At 63.0% G+C, this 17,565-nt stretch carries 24 protein-coding genes; 16 read left to right on the top strand and 8 right to left on the bottom strand.

Annotated elements, in window-relative coordinates; genetic code table 11:
- Positions 1-152: 152 nt before the first annotated feature.
- The 3 genes from L6D80_RS05735 (at position 153) to L6D80_RS05725 (ending at position 1,602) form a co-directional block, all read left to right on the top strand.
- A complete protein-coding gene (locus L6D80_RS05735; protein ID WP_054901555.1) occupies positions 153-512 on the top strand; it encodes a histone-like nucleoid-structuring protein, MvaT/MvaU family in 360 nt (119 codons plus the stop codon).
- Positions 513-734: 222 nt separating this feature from the next.
- Complete coding sequence (gloA, locus tag L6D80_RS05730; RefSeq protein ID WP_054901554.1) at positions 735-1,262, top strand: lactoylglutathione lyase; 528 nt, start codon at positions 735-737, stop codon at positions 1,260-1,262.
- A 97-nt stretch (positions 1,263-1,359) separates the two neighbouring features.
- The gene (locus L6D80_RS05725) at positions 1,360-1,602 is read left to right on the top strand and encodes a hypothetical protein (RefSeq protein WP_054901553.1); all 243 of its coding nucleotides are present in this window, start codon (positions 1,360-1,362) and stop codon (positions 1,600-1,602) included.
- Between the two features lie 117 nt (positions 1,603-1,719).
- Here the strand turns inward: L6D80_RS05725 and L6D80_RS05720 are convergent, their stop codons facing one another.
- A complete protein-coding gene (locus L6D80_RS05720) occupies positions 1,720-2,541 on the bottom strand; it encodes a shikimate 5-dehydrogenase (protein ID WP_054901552.1) in 822 nt (273 codons plus the stop codon).
- A 161-nt stretch (positions 2,542-2,702) separates the two neighbouring features.
- On the opposite strand from L6D80_RS05720, the gene L6D80_RS05715 reads away from it, so the two are divergent.
- The 3 genes from L6D80_RS05715 to pbpG all read left to right on the top strand — a co-directional run bounded on the left by L6D80_RS05715 (position 2,703) and on the right by pbpG (position 4,548).
- On the top strand, positions 2,703-3,026 hold the full coding sequence (locus L6D80_RS05715; RefSeq protein WP_054901551.1) for a hypothetical protein: 324 nt from the start codon (positions 2,703-2,705) through the stop codon (positions 3,024-3,026).
- Positions 3,027-3,121: 95 nt separating this feature from the next.
- Positions 3,122-3,304 (top strand): hypothetical protein, encoded by a 183-nt coding sequence (locus tag L6D80_RS05710; protein ID WP_054901550.1) that lies wholly within the window; start codon positions 3,122-3,124, stop codon positions 3,302-3,304.
- Positions 3,305-3,621: 317 nt separating this feature from the next.
- Positions 3,622-4,548 (top strand): D-alanyl-D-alanine endopeptidase, encoded by a 927-nt coding sequence (gene pbpG / locus L6D80_RS05705; protein ID WP_223849219.1) that lies wholly within the window; start codon positions 3,622-3,624, stop codon positions 4,546-4,548.
- 63 nt (positions 4,549-4,611) lie between these two features.
- Here pbpG and L6D80_RS05700 read toward each other — a convergent pair whose 3' ends face one another.
- Positions 4,612-5,046 carry a hypothetical protein gene (locus tag L6D80_RS05700; RefSeq protein WP_176512899.1) on the bottom strand — a complete coding sequence of 145 codons (435 nt, stop codon included), beginning with the start codon at positions 5,044-5,046 and terminating at the stop codon, positions 4,612-4,614.
- A 198-nt stretch (positions 5,047-5,244) separates the two neighbouring features.
- Between L6D80_RS05700 and L6D80_RS05695 the strand changes: the two genes are divergently transcribed.
- The 9 genes from L6D80_RS05695 to L6D80_RS05655 all read left to right on the top strand — a co-directional run bounded on the left by L6D80_RS05695 (position 5,245) and on the right by L6D80_RS05655 (position 12,814).
- Positions 5,245-6,579 carry a lysine N(6)-hydroxylase/L-ornithine N(5)-oxygenase family protein gene (locus L6D80_RS05695; RefSeq protein ID WP_176512898.1) on the top strand — a complete coding sequence of 445 codons (1,335 nt, stop codon included), beginning with the start codon at positions 5,245-5,247 and terminating at the stop codon, positions 6,577-6,579.
- A gap of 174 nt (positions 6,580-6,753) precedes the next feature.
- Positions 6,754-7,953: a PepSY-associated TM helix domain-containing protein gene (locus L6D80_RS05690; RefSeq protein ID WP_054901546.1), complete on the top strand. Its 1,200-nt coding sequence runs from the start codon at positions 6,754-6,756 to the stop codon at positions 7,951-7,953.
- On the top strand, positions 7,950-8,489 hold the full coding sequence (locus L6D80_RS05685) for a thiamine pyrophosphate-binding protein (RefSeq protein WP_176512897.1): 540 nt from the start codon (positions 7,950-7,952) through the stop codon (positions 8,487-8,489). The genes L6D80_RS05690 and L6D80_RS05685 overlap by 4 nt, the downstream gene beginning before the upstream one ends.
- Positions 8,486-8,806, top strand: a complete 321-nt coding sequence (locus tag L6D80_RS05680) for a hypothetical protein (RefSeq protein ID WP_054901544.1) — start codon at positions 8,486-8,488, stop codon at positions 8,804-8,806. The genes L6D80_RS05685 and L6D80_RS05680 overlap by 4 nt, the downstream gene beginning before the upstream one ends.
- 11 nt (positions 8,807-8,817) lie before the next feature.
- The gene (locus L6D80_RS05675; protein ID WP_176512929.1) at positions 8,818-9,387 is read left to right on the top strand and encodes a DUF6162 family protein; all 570 of its coding nucleotides are present in this window, start codon (positions 8,818-8,820) and stop codon (positions 9,385-9,387) included.
- A 16-nt stretch (positions 9,388-9,403) separates the two neighbouring features.
- Positions 9,404-10,306, top strand: coding sequence for a metal ABC transporter substrate-binding protein (locus L6D80_RS05670; protein ID WP_176512896.1), 903 nt, complete (start codon positions 9,404-9,406; stop codon positions 10,304-10,306).
- Positions 10,303-11,049 (top strand): metal ABC transporter ATP-binding protein, encoded by a 747-nt coding sequence (locus L6D80_RS05665; RefSeq protein WP_176512895.1) that lies wholly within the window; start codon positions 10,303-10,305, stop codon positions 11,047-11,049. The genes L6D80_RS05670 and L6D80_RS05665 overlap by 4 nt, the downstream gene beginning before the upstream one ends.
- Positions 11,049-11,948: a metal ABC transporter permease gene (locus tag L6D80_RS05660; protein ID WP_176512894.1), complete on the top strand. Its 900-nt coding sequence runs from the start codon at positions 11,049-11,051 to the stop codon at positions 11,946-11,948. The genes L6D80_RS05665 and L6D80_RS05660 overlap by 1 nt, the downstream gene beginning before the upstream one ends.
- Positions 11,945-12,814 (top strand): metal ABC transporter substrate-binding protein, encoded by an 870-nt coding sequence (locus L6D80_RS05655; protein ID WP_176512893.1) that lies wholly within the window; start codon positions 11,945-11,947, stop codon positions 12,812-12,814. Before L6D80_RS05660 ends, L6D80_RS05655 begins: the two co-directional genes overlap by 4 nt.
- 57 nt (positions 12,815-12,871) lie before the next feature.
- Here the strand turns inward: L6D80_RS05655 and L6D80_RS05650 are convergent, their stop codons facing one another.
- The 6 genes from L6D80_RS05650 to L6D80_RS05625 form a co-directional block, all read right to left on the bottom strand.
- Positions 12,872-13,924, bottom strand: a complete 1,053-nt coding sequence (locus L6D80_RS05650) for a DUF1615 domain-containing protein (protein ID WP_176512892.1) — start codon at positions 13,922-13,924, stop codon at positions 12,872-12,874.
- Positions 13,925-13,950: 26 nt separating this feature from the next.
- Complete coding sequence (locus L6D80_RS05645) at positions 13,951-14,502, bottom strand: hydrolase (protein WP_054901537.1); 552 nt, start codon at positions 14,500-14,502, stop codon at positions 13,951-13,953.
- 57 nt (positions 14,503-14,559) lie between these two features.
- Positions 14,560-15,279 (bottom strand): thioesterase II family protein, encoded by a 720-nt coding sequence (locus L6D80_RS05640; RefSeq protein WP_176512891.1) that lies wholly within the window; start codon positions 15,277-15,279, stop codon positions 14,560-14,562.
- Positions 15,276-15,497, bottom strand: a complete 222-nt coding sequence (locus L6D80_RS05635) for an MbtH family protein (RefSeq protein WP_003256222.1) — start codon at positions 15,495-15,497, stop codon at positions 15,276-15,278. The genes L6D80_RS05640 and L6D80_RS05635 overlap by 4 nt, the downstream gene beginning before the upstream one ends.
- Positions 15,498-15,607: 110 nt before the next feature.
- Complete coding sequence (locus tag L6D80_RS05630) at positions 15,608-16,009, bottom strand: hypothetical protein (protein WP_176512890.1); 402 nt, start codon at positions 16,007-16,009, stop codon at positions 15,608-15,610.
- Positions 16,010-16,055: 46 nt separating this feature from the next.
- Positions 16,056-16,349 (bottom strand): DUF1330 domain-containing protein, encoded by a 294-nt coding sequence (locus tag L6D80_RS05625; RefSeq protein ID WP_176512889.1) that lies wholly within the window; start codon positions 16,347-16,349, stop codon positions 16,056-16,058.
- 78 nt (positions 16,350-16,427) lie between these two features.
- On the opposite strand from L6D80_RS05625, the gene ribBA reads away from it, so the two are divergent.
- Positions 16,428-17,549 (top strand): bifunctional 3,4-dihydroxy-2-butanone-4-phosphate synthase/GTP cyclohydrolase II, encoded by a 1,122-nt coding sequence (ribBA, locus tag L6D80_RS05620; protein WP_176512888.1) that lies wholly within the window; start codon positions 16,428-16,430, stop codon positions 17,547-17,549.
- The last annotated feature ends 16 nt before the right edge of the window (positions 17,550-17,565 follow it).

Below are 17,565 nucleotides of genomic sequence, written 5' to 3'. Positions count from 1 at the left end.
CGTCTTACTTGAAAAAGTTTGCGGTTTACCCAATTGCCACGAGTGTCTACACTCGATATCAGCGAACAGTTTCACCCACCCGTGTGGCCGGCGTTGATTTCTGTTCAATGTTCGTCACGCCATGCCACGAAAGACGTACAGGAGTGATTACAGTGTCCAGACTTGCAGAGTTTCGTGCTGCCGAAAAAGCGCTCCAGGAGCAAATGGCTCAACTGGAAGCGCTGAAAAAGGATGCCGGCCTAAAACGCGAAATCGAATTCGAGCAGAAACTAGTCGGCCTGATGAAAAGCTATGACAAAAGTCTGCGCGATATCATCGCTATTCTTGATCCGAAGGCCGTTACACGCGGCGCGGTCAGCGCGCCCAAACAGCAACGCCGACCGCGCGTGGTGAAAGTGTACGAAAACCCTCACACCGGCGAGCAGATCGAAACAAAAGGTGGCAACCACCGCGGCCTCAAGGCCTGGAAAGAAGAATACGGGGCTGCCACCGTGGAAAGTTGGCTGCGCTGATGAAACGTCAACGCCTGCTTCACACTTTTTTCACAAGGACTGGCTCAGTATCGAAACAGCTAAAGGACTAGCGACCCCATCACGCGCCCGCACATGCGGGCCTCTCTTCCAGCGCCCTGCCCCTTGCAGGGCGCTTTCATTTGCGCAATCGGTTCACTGCCGTATCATGGCCCTCCTGTCTGTTGCGCTGGCATCGATGCCAGCCCCGTCTCTGGAGTTCCCATGAGCCTGCAAAATCTGCAAACCCTGCCTGGTGTCACCGCACAACCTGACGCCGCCACCGCCAAGTTCGTCTTCAACCACACCATGCTGCGGGTAAAGGACATCGAGAAGTCTCTGGACTTCTACACGCGCGTGCTGGGCTTCCGCCTGGTCGACAAGCGTGACTTTCCGGAAGCGGCCTTCAGCCTGTACTTCCTGGCCCTGGTCGACCCCGCGCAAATCCCCGCCGACGACCACGAGCGCCACCAGTGGATGAAGTCGATCCCTGGCGTGCTGGAGCTGACCCACAACCACGGCACCGAAAGCGACCCAGCGTTCGCCTACCACAATGGCAACACCGACCCGCGTGGCTTTGGCCATATCTGCATTTCGGTTCCGGACGTGCACGTTGCCTGCGCCCGTTTCGAGGCGCTGAACGTACCGTTCCAGAAGCGCCTGGCTGACGGTCGCATGAACCACCTGGCGTTCATCAAGGACCCGGACGGCTACTGGGTCGAAGTAATCCAGCCAACCGAAGTCAAAGGCTGACCCTACGGCAGTCTTCGTTCGTCGGGCCGGGAACTCCCGGCCTCTCGCTGTGGTATATGAAAGTAAGCGCTTCACATGCCACAGCGAGGTAAGGACGATGCAATCTCTTCACTGTGAATACCGCGACCACACCATCACCGCCAGCGTGATGCCTCACCCCGACTCTCCCCTTCCCTATGCCGCCGGTTGCCTGATCACCGACCCGCAAGGCCATACCAGCAAACGAATATCGATGCCGATGAAGTTCTTCTCGGACCTTGAGCATGCTCAGCATGTGTCCCTGGCCCATGGCCGGGCCTTGGTGGATGAGCGGCTGGACAGGGAGCACAGTGCCTCCTGATGCAATGGTGCAAATGCCCCTTTCGCGGGCCAAGCTCACCACCAACGGTTGGCCACGCCATCGCGCTGGGCGCACAACCAGTGGGGTGGTTTGGCCCGTGAAGAGCCGGCACCCAACCTAGATATCCCGTGCGTACTTCACCGCAGCATCAATCTGCGCTTGAGTCGGCCGCACGCCGGTATACAGTACGAACTGCTCAAGCGCCTGTAATGCAATCACCTCCAACCCGGTAATCACCGGCTTGCCCAGCGCCTGTGCCTGCCGAATCAATGGTGTTTGTGCTGGCAGCGCCACCACATCGAACACCCGCTCGGCGGCGGCAATGGCGTTCTCGCTGAACGCAAGCTGCTCGGCCTCCGGCCCACCCGCCATGCCGATCGGCGTCACGTTCACCAGCATTGGAGGGCACAGATCACCCAGGTCGGCGACCCAACGGTAGCCACACAGATCGGCCAGCTGCCGCCCGGCCTGCTCGTTACGCGCCACGATGATCCCTTCCTGGAACCCGGCATCACGCAGGGCGCTGGCCACCGCCTTGGCCATGCCCCCGCTGCCACGCAGGGCGAAGGCGGTGGCCGGGTCTACCTGATGTTGCTCAAGCAACTGGCGCACCGCCAGGTAGTCGGTGTTGTACGCCTTGAGGTGCCCGGCGGTGTTGACCAGCGTATTGACCGACTCGATCGCAGCGGCGGAGGGGTCGATTTCATCGACCAAGGCCATGCACGCTTCCTTGTAGGGCATCGATACCCCGCACCCCCGTATGCCCAGCGCACGGATACCTGCCACAGCAGCCGGCAGGTCATCGGTGCTCATCGCCTTGTAATAGAAATCCAGCCCAAGTTGCTGGTACAGGTGGTTATGAAAGCGCACGCCAAAGTGGCCGGGGCGACCGGCAAGAGAAATGCACAGCACAGTGTCTCTGCTGGGAGTTGCCGCCATAACCTGCTCCTTCTTCATGACTGAAACGTTTGTTCAGCGTAACAGAGCCCACCGCTTGTCGTCCCTTACACAACCTTTACCGTTCCCGTGTACTCAGCTGACAGTGCACAGAGTCATAGTAGTAAGGCCCCAAGCGCGGGGTTTTCTTACGAGGAAGTCTCATGAACCGTCTTATCCCCGGAATCGCCCTGCTGGTCGGTGCCCTGGCCATCAGTGGGCAGGCCTGCGCCCACGGTGGTGGCTGGTATGGCCCTGGTCCCCTGCTCGGTGCGGCCGTCGTCGGGGCTGTGGTCGGGGCGACAGTTTCCGGTGGCCACGACCGGACCGTCTACGTCGAACGTCAACCTGCTTATTATTCGCCGCCGCCAGTGTATGTACAGGCGCCGCCACCGCCGGTCTATTACCAACCGTACTACGTGCCTGCACCGCCGCCGGTGTACCGCTATGGCCCGCCGCCGGTGTATTACGGGCCGCCACGCTGGTAACCGTTGATAAAACTGATGAGCACTATTGAGCGAGTTGATTTCAAACCGCGCCGGCGGCTGCGTAAGGTAGGGCCATGTTTCACAGGAGGTCTCCCATGGCCGCTATCCAGATCATGTCCGTCGTCGGCAGCGCTGTCCCTACTACCCTGCGCGAGCAAGGCCTGCTGGCATGCTGGTACTTGGTGCGCAACGGTGAAGCCGTAAGCGGCCCGCTGGCCAGCCGGGCCTCTGCCCAGGCGCTGGCCGAACAGCTGCAGGAGGCTTGCCTGCTGGCTTGAAGTATTTGTTGTGCGTTGCTCCCTACGCCTCTTCCGGCCCGCCTCTGGCGGGCCTTTTTTTGTTCATCCCCTGGCATCCTGTGCAGGAGCCGTTGCCACTGAACAACGACATCATCAATGGTCGCGGCATCGGCGGGCGATTTCTACGTCTGCGTTCATCCATACCATTTTGAGAGCAGGATTAAATTTCGTTCACGTTGCGCCCTTTAGTCATAAGGCATTCGACAGGGATTAAGCCATACTCCAGAATGCGAGCGGTTTTTAGGGGGAAAACCCTTGCACAGCCAACGACATACCAACCTTTAGTGAGCCTCAACGTGAAAACATCCCTGTCCATCCTCAGCCTGCTGCTGTTGCTCACAGGAACCGCGACCCTTCCGTCGACCGCTGCTGCACAACCCCCGGCCCAGGTTCAACGCGACCCGTCCAAATTGCACCTGGCATCAGGCAGTGCGCTGCTGATCGACCTGAACAGCAACCAGGAATTGTATTCCAGCCATGCCGACCGCGTAGTCCCCATTGCCTCAGTGACCAAGCTGATGACCGCGATGGTGGTGCTGGACGCCAAGCTGCCCATGGATGAGATGCTCACCATGACCATCGCCAACAACCCGGACATGAAAGGTGTCTATTCGCGGGTACGCCTGGGCAGTGAGCTCAACCGCCGCGAAACGCTGCTGATCACGTTGATGTCGTCGGAAAACCGCGCCGCCACGACCCTGGCCAACCATTACCCGGGGGGTTACCCGGCCTTCATCAAAGCCATGAATGCCAAGGCGCGCAGCCTGGGCATGAGCCATACCCGCTACGTTGAGCCCACAGGCCTGTCGACGCAGAACGTTTCCAACGCCCGCGACCTGGCCAAGCTGCTGATGGCATCGCGCAAATACCCGATGCTGAGCGAGCTGTCGACCACCCGCGAGAAGACCGTGGCTTTCCGCAAGCCCAACTACACGCTGGGGTTCCGCAATACCGACCACCTGGTGAACAAGAGCAACTGGGACATCAAGCTGACCAAGACGGGCTTCACCAATGAGGCAGGCCATTGCCTGGTGCTGTTGACCCGCATGGACAACCGCCCGGTGGCCATGGTGATCCTCGACGCCTTCGGCAAATACACCCACTTCGCCGATGCCAGCCGCATGCGTCAATGGCTGGAAACAGGCGCGGCCAAGCCAGCACCGGCGGTGGCGATGCAGTACAAGTCGGACCGCCAGAACAAGAGCCGATTGGCATCGGAGTAGCACTAGACCGGCCCCGCCTCATCGTCGAGACGCCAGTGATGATGGGGCGGGTGTCGGGCTGCCTCAGGCCTGGGTGTTGACCGAGCCACCGGCGCTGCTGCCACCGGTTTTGGCCAGGGCTTCGAGCAGCTGCGCAGTAGCCTTCATGATCTCGCCGGTCAGGGTCGAGATGCTGGCCTGTTTGGCCGTTACCGCCGCAAGCTTGGTGCCCTCGTCCTTCTGTGCCATCAGGTCGGCCAACTGCTTCTGTTCGTCAGCCAGCTGCTTTTGCATGCGCTTGATCATCTCACGCAACTGCTTGATGTATCCCGGCTCTTCACTTGCGCTACTTTCTTCAGCGCCTTGAGCCTGGCCGCCGTTGCGCAGCTTGGAAGTATCGACCTGCGTCGTAGAGCGGCCCTCCTCGGTTTTCTCGGTTTCCTTGTCCTTGGCTGCCTGGCCGGCGTTGAGTACCTGGGCCGAATTGCTGCTGTTGATGACTGCTGTAATACCTACCATGACGTTCTCCCTGCTGTGAACGGGTCCGTGCGATGCCCTGCCTATCGGCGGCCTGACGCAGATCTTTAGCGTCAGCCGTTCACCCCCCCCTCGCCGTTCAGTAAATTCCCCACAACGTGGCTCGTTCCAACCAATGTACTTGCGCAGGAGCCGGAGCCCCGGCGGGCGTCCACATTCGACCATTATGGAATCGCAGCCATGAGCCAGTCTTCACACCCGGAAACCATCAAAGACCTGATAGGCGTGGGCTTCGGCCCTTCCAACCTGGCCTTGGCCATCGCCCTGGAAGAACTCGCGCAGAGCCAGGGCCACGCACTCGACGCCCTGTTCATCGACAAGCAGAAGGAATACCGCTGGCACGGAGAAACCCTGGCCACCCAGAGCGAACTGCAGATTTCTTTCCTCAAGGACCTGGTTTCGCTGCGCAATCCGACCAGCCCCTACAGTTTCGTCAACTACCTGCACCAGAAGCAGCGTCTGGCCGACTTCATCAACCTCGGTACGTTCTACCCCTGCCGCCTGGAGTACAACGATTACCTGCGCTGGGCGGCTGAGCATTTCGCCGCACAGGCCGTGTATGGTGAGGAGGTGCTGCGTATCGAGCCGGAAGTGAAAGGCGGCCGTGTGGAGCATCTGCGCCTGGTGTCCTGCGATACCCAAGGCCGTGAATACAGCCGACGAACCCGCTCGGTAGTGGTCGGCAGTGGCGGCACGCCGAAAATCCCGGAAAAATTCGGCGCGTTCAAGGATGACCCGCGCGTCTTCCACCACTCGCAGTATTTGAGCAGCCTCGACAAACTGCCCTGCACCGAGGGCAAACCTATGCGCATCGCAGTGATCGGCTCTGGCCAGAGCGCCGCGGAAGCCTTCATCGACCTCAACGACAGCTACCCGTCGGTCAAGGTCGACATGATCCTACGCGGCTCTGCGCTCAAACCCGCCGACGACAGCCCGTTCGTCAACGAAATTTTCTCGCCGGACTACACCGACCTGGTCTACAACGAGCCGGCCGACCAGCGGGCCAAGCTGCTGGGCGAATACCACAACACCAACTACTCGGTAGTCGACCTGGACCTGATCGAGCGCATCTACGGCATCCTCTACCGTCAGAAGGTATCGCACCAGTTCCGCCACAACGTGCTATGCCGTCGCCAGGTCGAGGCGGTGGTGGCCACCCGCGATGGCATCGAGCTGACCCTGCGTGACCTGGCGACCGGCCAGCAGCAGACCCACCGCTACGATGCAGTGATTCTCGCCACGGGCTACGAGCGCCGTTCACACCGCGACCTGCTGGCACCGCTGGCGGGCTACCTGGACGACTTCAGCGTCGACCGCAACTATCGGGTACTGACCAGCCCGGACCTGCAAGCCTCGGTTTACCTGCAAGGCTTCTGCGAGAACAGCCATGGCCTGAGCGACACATTGCTGTCGGTACTGCCCTCCCGCGCCGCAGAAATCGGCCAGGCGCTGTACCACGACTTAGCGCGTCAGCTCGACAAAACGCCAGCAGCGGTCGCCCTGACCAGCGCCTGATAGCGTTCAAACCATGACAACGCCGACAGGGTGCCTAAGGGCGCGCTGTCGGCTTTGTGCATTCTGAAACATTTGCTTTCACTTAAATCGGCAGGATTTCCATTCTCATTCGTCCTTATAGATGCAGCCCCTTTGGCTGGGCATGTGCTCGCCCCCTATTTCAGAAGACGACCGATGGCCAAATCTCAGAAAAAATCCAAGTCCAAGTTGTGGTTCCTCGTGCACAGCTGGCTCGCCCTGCCGATCTGGTTCTTCGTGCTGATTGTCTGCTTTACCGGCATGCTCGCGGTGGTCAGCCAGGAAATCGTCTGGCTGGCCAACCCCGATGTCCGTGCCAGCAAGCCCGACGACAGCGCCGAACGGCTGAGCTTTCAGCAAGTGCTGAGCGCGCTGAACCACGCCGAGCCGCAAATGATGGTGCGCTCACTGAGCCAGCCCGACGGCTCTCACTTCGCCCTCACAGCCAGTGTGACCTACCCCGACGGCACCAGCCCGACGCTGTACGTCAACCCGTACACCGGGGCCATCCAGGGCAAGAGCCCGGACTTCAATTTCGAAGCGTTCACCCGCGCCCTGCACGGCTGGTGGCTGGTGCCTTTCACCAACGGCTTCAGCTGGGGCTGGTACCTGGTCTCGCTGCTCGGCCTGCCGATGCTGGCGTCGCTGGTCACCGGGCTGGTGGTGTACAAAAAATTCTGGAAGGGCTTTTTCAAGCCGGTGCGCACGGGCCACGGCTCGCGGATCTTTTGGGGCGACGTGCATCGCCTGGCGGGCGTCTGGTCGATATGGTTTATCGCCGTCATTGCCATCACCGGGGTCTGGTTCCTGATCCGGGCGATCCTGTTCGACAACCAGATCACGATATCCAGCGAACCGATCGTGCCGGTGATCGCCCGCGAAGATGTACCCCTGACCAGCGACGGCAGCCCAGCACCGCGCATCGACCTGGACGAAGCCGCGCGCATCGCCGGCCTGGCCATCCCGGGCCTGGACATCAGCTTCATCTCCCTGCCCGCCACCGCCTACAGCCATATCAGCCTGGGCGGGCGCGGCTGGTACCCGTTGATGTACCAGACGGCCGAGGTCAATCCCTATACCCGCGTGGTAGACAGCCAGTTCCTGCTTGCGGACCGCTCTGCCCTGGAGTTCGTCACCGAATCCATGCGCCCCTTGCACACCGGTGACTTTGGCGGCCTGCCGATCAAACTGGTGTGGTTCTTCTTCGGCCTGATCCTGACCCTGATGGTATTCAGTGGCCTGTTGATCTGGACCAAGCGCACCGCCCAGGCGACCGCAGCCGCCCTCAAACGCAGCGAGCGCACGCCCCCTACCCGCACGTCAGGCAGCGACAACCCCGTGGAGATACGCCCATGAGCCAGTCCCAGGCCCTGCCCAACCGCCCCCTCAAACAGCTGTGGCTGAAATGGCGCTTCCACCTGAACATCTTGCTCATCCTCATCCCCTTGGGGTTCATGCCCAAGTATTTTGCCGATGCCAAGCTGTTTCGCGGTGATGCCGGGTTGGGGGTGAACCCGATCAACGACATTCAGGTGGGCCCTTACAGCCTCGACCTGGCCGAACTGCGTAGCGAACCCCCTCGCGCCGACGGCACGGCGGGCCATTTCAAGCTGTTCAACGCCGCGCTGTGCAAGGCCTGCATCAGCGACGTCAAGGCCGTCTACCTGCGCATTGGCAAGCCCCGCAGCCTGCGCGCCGCCGGCACCATCTTCTTCGGCGCGCCCTACCGCATGGGCACGAACCTGCCCATACCACCACGCACCCAACCTGATGCGCAGGTGTGGATCACCATCGAAGGCTGGGACGGCAGCATGCACCAAGCGTCGGTGCCCTTGGCCAAGGCGTCGCCAGCCACCGTGGCCTGGCTCGAGAAAAAAGGAGGCAAACCATGAAACACCTGATGCGCAGGCTCGCCCTGCCCTTGCTGGTGCTGGCCGCAGGCCCGGCCCTGGCGCACAACCCGATGTGCGAATGTGAAGAAGTGGACGGTGGCCAGGTCAGATGCACCGGTGGCTTCTCGGATGGCAGCGGCGCCCCTGGCGTGACCCTGGACGTGATCGGTTATGACGAGCAGGTACTGGTCGGTGGCAAGCTTGGCGAAGATTCGACCCTGACCTTCAAGCGCCCGGATGGCGAATTCTATGTGCTGTTCGACGCCGGCCCAGGCCATGTGGTGGAAGTCGACTACGCCGACATCGCGCAACCATGAATAACCCGACCATGCGCCGTACCCAGGTGGTACGCCCGGCCGGGGCCGGGCATGAAACCCTTTACGTGGTGCTGATCAGCCTGCTGATCGTCGTCCTTGCCGCCACCGTAGTGTGGATGCGTGGGGAGCGCGAGGACGAGCAGGCCATCGCCAGCCACCAGGTTGATGCGCGCCGCGACCTGACAGCCGCTGAACAGGGCATCTATACCGACCTGCGCGTCGCGTTCGACGAAATCCAACTGTTGCGCGAGGAAACTGCCGCCGTGCCAGGCGTGGACGCCTTGGCAGCGGAAAGCCTGCCGCCGTTCGTGGAGGACGCCGGCAGCCAAAGCCGCGGCAGCCACCAGTGGCTGTGGCTGCAGACCGGTGCCTACCTGGGTCGCAGTCAGGATCCACAGCTCGCCGGCAGCTTCCTGCTGATCCTGCCGGGGGACAGCAGCGGCCAGGCCGATGTCTGGCTACGCCGCGACAGCGCCGCCGTCACCCCGGACGACCTCGGCCAGGCTGCATTGATCGCCGCTGGCTGGCAGCAGGTGGTCAGCCACTACGACGCCGGGGTCACCCGCGAACACCGTCACTGAATCCAAGGAATCGCCCATGTTCCGCTCCGCATTCGCCCTGATCCTTGCCTGCGCCATGCCGCTGCTTGCCCTGGCCGACCCCGGCAGGCCCCTGCGCATCGGCATCACGCTGCACCCTTACTACAGCTATGTGAGCAATATCGTCGGCGACAAGGCCGAAGTGGTACCGCTGATCCCGGCGGGTTTCAACCCGCATGCCTACGAGCCGCGGGCCGAGGACATCAAGCGCATCGGTAGCCTGGATGTGGTCGTGCTCAACGGTGTGGGCCATGACGATTTCGCCGACCGCATGATCGCCGCCAGCGAAAAGCCTCAGATCAAGACCATCGAGGCCAACCAGAACGTACCCTTGCTGGCGGCCACCGGTATCGCCGCGCGCGGCGCCGGCAAAGTGGTCAACCCGCACACGTTCCTGTCCATCAGCACCACCATCGCCCAGGTCAACAACATTGCCCGCGAGCTGGGCAAGCTCGACCCGGACAATGCTGCCTTCTACACCCAGAACGCCCGCGCCTACGCCAAGCGGCTGCGCACCTTGCGTGCCCAAGCCCTGGCCAAGGTCACCGAAGCGCCGGGTGCTGACTTCCGCGTGGCGACCATTCACGCCGCCTACGACTACCTGGTGCGTGACTTCGGCCTGGAGGTCACCGCCGTGGTCGAGCCCGCCCACGGCATCGAGCCAAGCCCGGCACAGCTCAAGAAAACCATCGACCAGCTCAAGGCCCTGGACGTGAGGGTGATCTTCTCGGAGATGGACTTCCCTTCCGCCTATGTCCAGACCATCCAGCGCGAGTCCGGCGTGCGCCTGTACCCGCTGACGCATATCTCCTACGGCGAGTACACCCCTGAGAAATACGAAGTGGAGATGAAGCGCAACCTCGATACCGTGGTACGCGCCATCCAGGAGAACCGCGCATGACCGCCGCAGCCAGCATCAGGGCCGCGGACGGGCCGCGGATCGATTTTGCCGGTATAAACCTCACGCTGGGCCGCACGCGCATTCTCGAGCAGGTCAGTTTCAATGTCAGCCCCGGCAGCGTACACGCCATCGTCGGGCCCAACGGCGGCGGCAAGAGCTCGCTGATCAAGACCTTGCTGGGGCAGATGCCGCACCAGGGTCAACTGACCCTGCACTGGCCAGGTGAACGGCAGGTGATCGGCTATGTGCCACAGGCCTTGGAGTTCGACCGTGGCCTGCCCATGACCGTGGATGATTTCATGGCTGCGATGTGCCAACAGCGCCCGGCGTTCCTCGGCCTGTCACGCCGGGTACAGCCGGCGATCGATGCGGCACTGGCCCGGGTGGGTATGCTCGACAAGCGCAAACGACGCATGGGGGCATTGTCCGGGGGCGAGCGTCAGCGAGTGCTGCTCGCCCAGGGGTTGATCCCCGAGCCGCAGCTGCTGGTGCTGGACGAGCCGATGTCGGCACTCGACGAAGCGGGCATCCAGGTGTTCGAGCAATTGCTACAGGGCTGGCGCCAGGCCGGTACGACCGTGCTGTGGATCGAGCATGACCTTGCAGCGGTGTTGCGCCTGGCCGACCGGGTCACCGGCCTGAGCCGCCAGGTACTGTTCGACGCCCCGCCTGCCCAGGCCCTGACCCCAGAGCGCCTGCTTGGCCTGTTCTCCGTCCACCCGCGCAGTGAGGGCCGCACCTGATGAGCTATGAAACCTTTCGCCAAGTGGTCCAGGAATGGGCCGGCGCTGGCTACCTGCCGGAGGCGCTGGCCTACGGTTTTGTCATCAACGCGCTGCTGGCCGGCCTGATGATCGGCCCGGTGCTGGGCGGCCTGGGAACGCTCGTGGTGGTCAAGCGCTTTGCCTTCTTCTCCGAGGCTGTCGGCCACGCCGCACTCACCGGTGTGGCCATCGGCATTCTGCTCGGCGAACCTTACACCGGCCCTTATGGCAGCCTGTTCGGTTACTGCCTGTTGTTCGGCATTCTGCTCAACTTCCTGCGCAACCGTACTGGGCTTTCGCCGGACACGCTGATCGGCGTGTTTCTCTCGGTGTCGCTGGCGCTGGGCGCGAGCCTGCTGCTGATGCTGGCGGGCAAGATCAACGTGCACATCCTGGAAAACGTACTGTTCGGCTCAGTGTTGACAGTCAGCGGCCAGGACCTGGTGGTGCTCGGCATGGTCGCGGTGATGGTGTTGGCACTAGCCCTGCCGCTGTACAACCGCATCATGCTGGCCAGCTTCAACCCGCAACTGGCGGCCGTGCGTGGGGTAGCGGTGAAGACCCTGGACTACCTGTTCGTGGTGCTGGTGACCTTAGTTACCGTGGCCTCGGTGAAAGTCATCGGGGCGATTCTGGTGGGCGCGCTGCTGGTGATTCCAGCTGCGGCCGCACGGCTGGTGAGCCAGTCGCTCAAGGGCTTTTTCTTCATCTCGGTGCTGATCGCCACGCTGAGCACACTGTGCGGCATTCTGCTGCCGATCGTCTTCGACCTGCCGGTGCCCTCGGGCGCCGCGATCATTCTGGTTGCGGGCATGTGCTTCGCCCTCGCGGCCCTGGCCCGCGCCCTCGTTCCACGCCTGCAAGGAAACCCGGCATGAACCTGAAACAGTTGACCGTGGTACTGGCACTGGCCGCCCTGCCCTCATGGGCCCTGGCCACGCAAGTACTGACCACCCTGCCCGTCACCCACAGCCTGGCAAGCACCCTGCTCAAGGGTACGTCAGTGCAACTCAAGCGTGCCGCGCCAGGTAACGTGCCAGCCAGCCGGCAACCGTCGTACTTCAGCAACCGTGGGGCGGCCAGCCTGGCAAAGGCGGCGCTGCAGGCCGACGCGGTGATCGGCGTACGTTCGATCTGGCGTGATGACCCGTTGTACCCAATGGCCCGGCGCAGCAACATCCGCATTGTCGAAATCGATGCCGCGCAGCCGGTGGATGGCGCACTGCCAGGTATTGCGGTCAATGGCGACGAGGCCTACAGCACCTACCCCTGGTTGAACCCAACCAACCTGGGGCGCATGGCAGACGTTCTGGCCAACGACCTGGAGCGTCTGGCACCTGCGGACAAGGCGCGAATTCAGGAAAACCTGGCGGCGCTCAAGCGGCAACTGCTGGAATTGACCGCCAAAAGCCAGACAGCGCTCGCCCAGGTCGACAACCTGAGCGTGGTCAGCCTGTCCGAGCGTCTTGGGTACCTGGCCAGCGGCTTGAATCTGGATGTGGTAGAGCAGGCGTTGCCTACCGATGGCAAGTGGGACAAGGCGGCGCTCAAGGCGTTGGCGCAAAACCTGAAAGCGCAGGATGTGGCCCTGGTGCTGGACCATCGGCAGCCGCAGGCAGCGGTCGCTGCCGTGATCGAGGCCAGTGGGGCGACGCTGCTGGTGGTGGAGAGCGATCCGGAGGATGCGGTGGCCGGGCTCAAGGCCAGCGTCGATCAGGTGGTTGGGGCACTGAGCGAGGGTTGATGCTGCCCTCACGGGCCCTTTCGCGGGGCAAGCCCGGGAAGGGGCCAGTACAGCCCGCTAACGCTTCATGCAGCGTTGATAACGCTCATCCACCCGCCCGGCAAACCATGCGGTAGTCAGCTGGCGGGTAATCTTCGGGCTCTTCAGCTCAATTCCCGGCAACACCGCCCTCGGCACCGGTTTTTCCGCGGCGGCATCGGCCAGGGCGAATACCCCGCTGTACAGCTTGCTGTCCTCGAACGCCAGGCGATCACCCAGCTCAAGCTGGCTGCGAATTTGCGTATTGCGCAACCCCAGCTTCACCCCGAGCTTGCGCGCCGCCTGCTCAGTGCTCCCCGGCAGGATCGCCCCAGGCGCAATCAGGTCGCCATCGAGCGCCAATCTCACCCCGGTCACCTGGCTCAACGCCGCCTGAAACGCCGCATTGCGGCTTGCATACCAACCGGCATTGAAATCGGCAAAGCGATAGAGCGGGCGCTCATAGTGCGCGGGGTAACCCAGCAAGTGGGCAATGCCGAAGTACATGCCTCCTCGGCGCGTGAACACTTCCTGGCGAACCGTGCCGCTGTAGGTGTAGGGATAGTCCTTGGCATGCTGTTCGGCAAAGGCGACGCTGACTTGCATCGGCCCGCCCGTGTGCACCGGGTTGAGGCCGCCGAGCAAGGTCTTGCCCAGCGGCAGACGGGCGATGAATTCGTCGTATAGCGCGCTCAGTTCTTTTTCGCTGCGCACCGCGAGCAAGCGCTGTTGGTAGGTCTTGCCGTTGCCCGAGGTGGTGTTCAGCGCGCCATCGACCAGCAGGCGCGGCACATGCAGCCGCGCGGCGCGGCGGTCGATTTCCTCGCGGGCGATACGGCCCAGGTTGGGCACCTGCGGGTCGGCGTTGAAGGTCGACTCCTGCTCCGTCACCGCCAGCGCGGCACACAGGTTGCTCTTGTTCGGCGCGATGCGCTGGGCCTCGAATGCCTGCTGGATGTCCTTGGCCCACCCTTCCCGGTCTTTGGCCTGGGACGGTAGCAGGCGCAACAGCTGGGCGCGTACCTTGGCAGGGTCGGCTTCGGGCTCTTCCTCACGGCGCCCGGCGCAGCCCTGCAGCAACGCCAGGGCCATCAGGCCAGCCGTCAACAGCCGCCCGTTCAGGGCTGTTCACCGACCATGTAGGTCTTGCTGATGTGCCGGAACTGCGGGTGGCTGGCACTGCCCATGAGTTCGAACAGGACCATTTCCCGGGTGACTACCTGGGCGCCCGCCTGGCGCATGCGTGCCAATCCTGCCGCCTTGTTCGCCGGGGTACGGCTGTCACAGGCGTCCTCAACCACGAATACCTGCTTGCCCAGGCTGAGCAGACCAAGGGCGGTTTGCAGCACGCAGACGTGGGTTTCCATGCCGCAGACGATCACCTGCTCACGGGCCAGCAGGCTGTCGGGCAGGCACTGGGCGGCGACGCAGGAAAAGTGCTTCTTTTCAACCACCTCAGCGGCCGGAGCTGCAGCGAGCAGCGCTGGCAGGGTATGGCCCAGGCCCTGGGGATACTGTTCGGAGATGACTACCGGCAACCCCAGCTCGGCACTGGCCGCCACTAGCCAGCGAGCCCGGGCGTGCGTGCCTTCGGGGTCGCTCATGGCGCCGATGAGTTTTTCCTGGATGTCGACGACCAACAGTGTGGCCTTGTGAGGTTCGATCAGCATTGCCTGCCCCTTGCCTGGGAAAACGCCTAGCCTCCCCCAGGCAAGCGGCGGCGTCAATCAGGCGAAAAGCCGATGCGGCGCCAGGGAAGCCGCCAACTCGGCCAGTACCTGGTCCTCCTGTTCATGGATGAAGAAATGGCTGCCAGGGAACATCTGCAACGAGAACGGCCCCTGGGTTTCCCTGGCCCAGGCCTGCAGTTGCTCCTTGCTGGCCCGGTCATCCTCACCGCCAAGCACATGCAGCGCGCAGGCCAACGGCGCGCGCTGACGATACGCATAACGACCGCACAACAGGAAATCCGCTCGCAGCACCGGCAAGGTCAGGCTCATCAGCTCCGCGTTGGCCAGCACCTCCTCCGGGGTGCCGTTGAGTTCGCGCAGTTCGTTGCGCAGCTCATCATCGGTCTTGGGGGCCCGCCAGTTATTACCGTCGTAGTCTTCGCGCCGCGTGGGTGCCGCGGTACCACACGCGAACAGGGCCAAAGGCGGCGGGCAACCCAGTGCTCGCAGTTCATGGGCCAGTTCGAACGCCAGCAGTGCGCCAAGGCTATGGCCTAATAGGGCATAAGGTGCGTTGGCGGCCACGCGCTGCTCCGTCGCCAGTTGCCGGGCCAGGGCCTGCATGTCGGTCTGCAGCGGCTCGCCCAGGCGCGCTCCGCGCCCAGGCAGCTCGACCGGACGCACCTGCAGCCACGCGGGCAGCTTGCGCCGCCAGCGGCTGTAGACCATGGCGCTGGCACCCGAATACGGCAGGCACAGCAGGTTGACCGTGGTCACTGTGCGGCGGCTTCTGCCATTTTCTGGCGCAGGCTCAGCGGGCGCATGTCAGTCCACACTTCATCGATGTAGGCCAGGCAGTCCTTCTTCAGGCCACTCTTGCCGACGGCGCGCCAGCCGTTCGGGATCGCCTTGTAGTCGGGCCAGATGGAATATTGCTCTTCGTGGTTGACCACTACCTGGAACTGGATATCGTCGCGGTCGAAAACGGAAGTCATTGCCTGTCTCCTTGAGTGATAGATGCCGATGCGCGATTGGCGCAGAGAGGCTCTCTGATAGACGGAGAAACGCGCAGGAAAATTAGCCAAGATTGGCGAAGGACAACCGTTCACGCATCGCCGAGCAAGTCATGGGCATCCAGCAAACGAAACGCCACCTGCGGATTACGCTCCAGACCACGCCGTATGGCCGCCGGAATCGCCTGCCGGGTCTTCCGGCACAGGCCAGGCTGGGCGTCCAGTTCGATGACGAAGCCACGCATGGTGCGCACCTCGTTGAAACCTGGCGCGATGTGCACGCGGATGCCGAGGTTTTCGTACAGCCGCGCCTGCAGACGGTGGAGGTCTTCCAGGTCTGTGAGGTTTTCCAGGCGTGCGAGCAGGCGCTTTTCCTCCTGGCGCGTGAGCAGGAGGATGCGCTGCGCGGCTGGCGGGTGCTCGGCCAAGTGTTCGCGGCCGCAGTCACAAGCGCCAGGTGGGCAAGGTTGGCGTAAAGGGGGCGTTGTACTCATGGGGCAAGCATAGCCTGTACCGCCCTGGCGGTCAGGCCCGGACCGCTCAGGGCGCGATGCCTTCGACAATGATCACCTCTGCCTTCGCCACCCCTTGCCTATGGCTGCATGCCTGCTGGTAGCGCTCGGACCGATAACAGGCCACCGCCTGCTCATACGAGTCGAACTCGATCACCACGCTGCGTTGCGGCGTGGCTCGCCCTTCCATCGCCTCGCTGCGCCCGCCCCTGGCCAGAAAGCGTCCGCCAAAGGCCGCGAACGCCGCCGGGGCGCGCTGGGTGTACTGCTGGTATTGCTCGGGGTCGATCACGTCCACATGGGCGATCCAATAGGCTTTCATCCGCTACGCTCCTGTTGCACCATTAACTGTGTATGATGGTATACCATAATAATCAACCTCTCACAGCGAGTGTGCAACATGGCGTTCAACCGCATCGAAGAACTCCTCGAGGACTACCGGCAAGGCAAGATGGTCCTGCTGGTGGACGACGAAGACCGGGAAAACGAGGGCGACCTGTTGATCGCCGCCGAGCGCTGCGACGCCCAGGCCATCAACTTCATGGCGCGCGAAGCGCGAGGCCTGATCTGCCTGACCCTGACCGATGAGCACTGCCAGCGCCTTGGCCTGGAACAGATGGTGCCGGCCAACGGTAGCGCGTTCAGCACGGCGTTCACGGTGTCGATCGAGGCCGCAAGCGGCGTCACCACCGGTATTTCCGCCGCCGACCGGGCACGCACCGTGGCTGCGGCCATGGCCGCCGAGGCCTGCCCTGAAGACCTGGTGCAGCCCGGCCACATCTTCCCCCTGCGCGCCCGCGAAGGGGGCGTGCTGACCCGGGCCGGCCATACCGAAGCCGGGTGTGACCTGGCTCGCCTGGCAGGCTTCAGCCCTGCCTCGGTGATTGTCGAGGTGCTCAACGACGACGGCACCATGGCCCGCCGCCCGGACCTTGAAGTGTTCGCCGCCCGCCACGGCATCAAGATCGGCACCATCGCCGACCTGATCCATCACCGCCTGAGCACTGAACAGACCATCAAGCGCATCGGCGAGCGCGATCTGCCGACCGTGCATGGCACCTTCCGCCTGGTCACCTATGAGGACCGCATCGAAGGTGGTGTGCACATGGCCATGGTGATGGGCGATATCCGCCGCGAGCAGCCGACGTTGGTGCGGGTGCATGTGATCGACCCGCTGCGCGACCTGGTGGGGGCCGAGTACGCAGGCCCTGCCAACTGGACGTTGTGGGCAGCGCTGCAGAAAGTGGCCGAGGAAGGCGCCGGCGTGGTGGTGATCCTGGCAAACCACGAATCTTCACAGGCGCTGCTCGAGCGTGTACCGCAGTTGACCCAACCTGTGCGGCCTTACCAGCGCGGACAGTCGAAGGTGTACTCCGAAGTCGGAACCGGCGCGCAGATTCTGCAAGACCTGGGCGTCGGCAAGCTGCGCCACCTTGGGCCGCCGCTCAAGTATGCGGGGCTGGCGGGGTATGCGCTGGAGGTGGTGCAGAGCATTGCATTCGAGCCGCCCCTGGCGACCTGATGGGGCGATGGCTACC

The organism is Pseudomonas ceruminis (assembly GCF_021602025.1).
Lineage (GTDB): Bacteria > Pseudomonadota > Gammaproteobacteria > Pseudomonadales > Pseudomonadaceae > Aquipseudomonas > Aquipseudomonas ceruminis.
This window is presented reverse-complemented; position numbering and strand designations above follow the sequence as displayed.

Bases quoted from the DNA above. Each gene is read 5' to 3' on its own strand.
- gloA (WP_054901554.1), top strand. From the start codon at position 735: ATGAGCCTGCAAAATCTGCAAACCCTGCCTGGTGTCACCGCACAACCT.
- L6D80_RS05725 (WP_054901553.1), top strand. From the start codon at position 1,360: ATGCAATCTCTTCACTGTGAATACCGCGACCACACCATCACCGCCAGC.
- L6D80_RS05720 (WP_054901552.1), bottom strand. From the start codon at position 2,541: ATGGCGGCAACTCCCAGCAGAGACACTGTGCTGTGCATTTCTCTTGCC.
- L6D80_RS05715 (WP_054901551.1), top strand. From the start codon at position 2,703: ATGAACCGTCTTATCCCCGGAATCGCCCTGCTGGTCGGTGCCCTGGCC.
- L6D80_RS05710 (WP_054901550.1), top strand. From the start codon at position 3,122: ATGGCCGCTATCCAGATCATGTCCGTCGTCGGCAGCGCTGTCCCTACT.
- L6D80_RS05700 (WP_176512899.1), bottom strand. From the start codon at position 5,046: ATGGTAGGTATTACAGCAGTCATCAACAGCAGCAATTCGGCCCAGGTA.
- L6D80_RS05695 (WP_176512898.1), top strand. From the start codon at position 5,245: ATGAGCCAGTCTTCACACCCGGAAACCATCAAAGACCTGATAGGCGTG.
- L6D80_RS05690 (WP_054901546.1), top strand. From the start codon at position 6,754: ATGGCCAAATCTCAGAAAAAATCCAAGTCCAAGTTGTGGTTCCTCGTG.
- L6D80_RS05685 (WP_176512897.1), top strand. From the start codon at position 7,950: ATGAGCCAGTCCCAGGCCCTGCCCAACCGCCCCCTCAAACAGCTGTGG.
- L6D80_RS05680 (WP_054901544.1), top strand. From the start codon at position 8,486: ATGAAACACCTGATGCGCAGGCTCGCCCTGCCCTTGCTGGTGCTGGCC.
- L6D80_RS05675 (WP_176512929.1), top strand. From the start codon at position 8,818: ATGCGCCGTACCCAGGTGGTACGCCCGGCCGGGGCCGGGCATGAAACC.
- L6D80_RS05670 (WP_176512896.1), top strand. From the start codon at position 9,404: ATGTTCCGCTCCGCATTCGCCCTGATCCTTGCCTGCGCCATGCCGCTG.
- L6D80_RS05665 (WP_176512895.1), top strand. From the start codon at position 10,303: ATGACCGCCGCAGCCAGCATCAGGGCCGCGGACGGGCCGCGGATCGAT.
- L6D80_RS05660 (WP_176512894.1), top strand. From the start codon at position 11,049: ATGAGCTATGAAACCTTTCGCCAAGTGGTCCAGGAATGGGCCGGCGCT.
- L6D80_RS05655 (WP_176512893.1), top strand. From the start codon at position 11,945: ATGAACCTGAAACAGTTGACCGTGGTACTGGCACTGGCCGCCCTGCCC.
- L6D80_RS05650 (WP_176512892.1), bottom strand. From the start codon at position 13,924: ATGGCCCTGGCGTTGCTGCAGGGCTGCGCCGGGCGCCGTGAGGAAGAG.
- L6D80_RS05645 (WP_054901537.1), bottom strand. From the start codon at position 14,502: ATGCTGATCGAACCTCACAAGGCCACACTGTTGGTCGTCGACATCCAG.
- L6D80_RS05635 (WP_003256222.1), bottom strand. From the start codon at position 15,497: ATGACTTCCGTTTTCGACCGCGACGATATCCAGTTCCAGGTAGTGGTC.
- L6D80_RS05630 (WP_176512890.1), bottom strand. From the start codon at position 16,009: ATGAGTACAACGCCCCCTTTACGCCAACCTTGCCCACCTGGCGCTTGT.
- L6D80_RS05625 (WP_176512889.1), bottom strand. From the start codon at position 16,349: ATGAAAGCCTATTGGATCGCCCATGTGGACGTGATCGACCCCGAGCAA.
- ribBA (WP_176512888.1), top strand. From the start codon at position 16,428: ATGGCGTTCAACCGCATCGAAGAACTCCTCGAGGACTACCGGCAAGGC.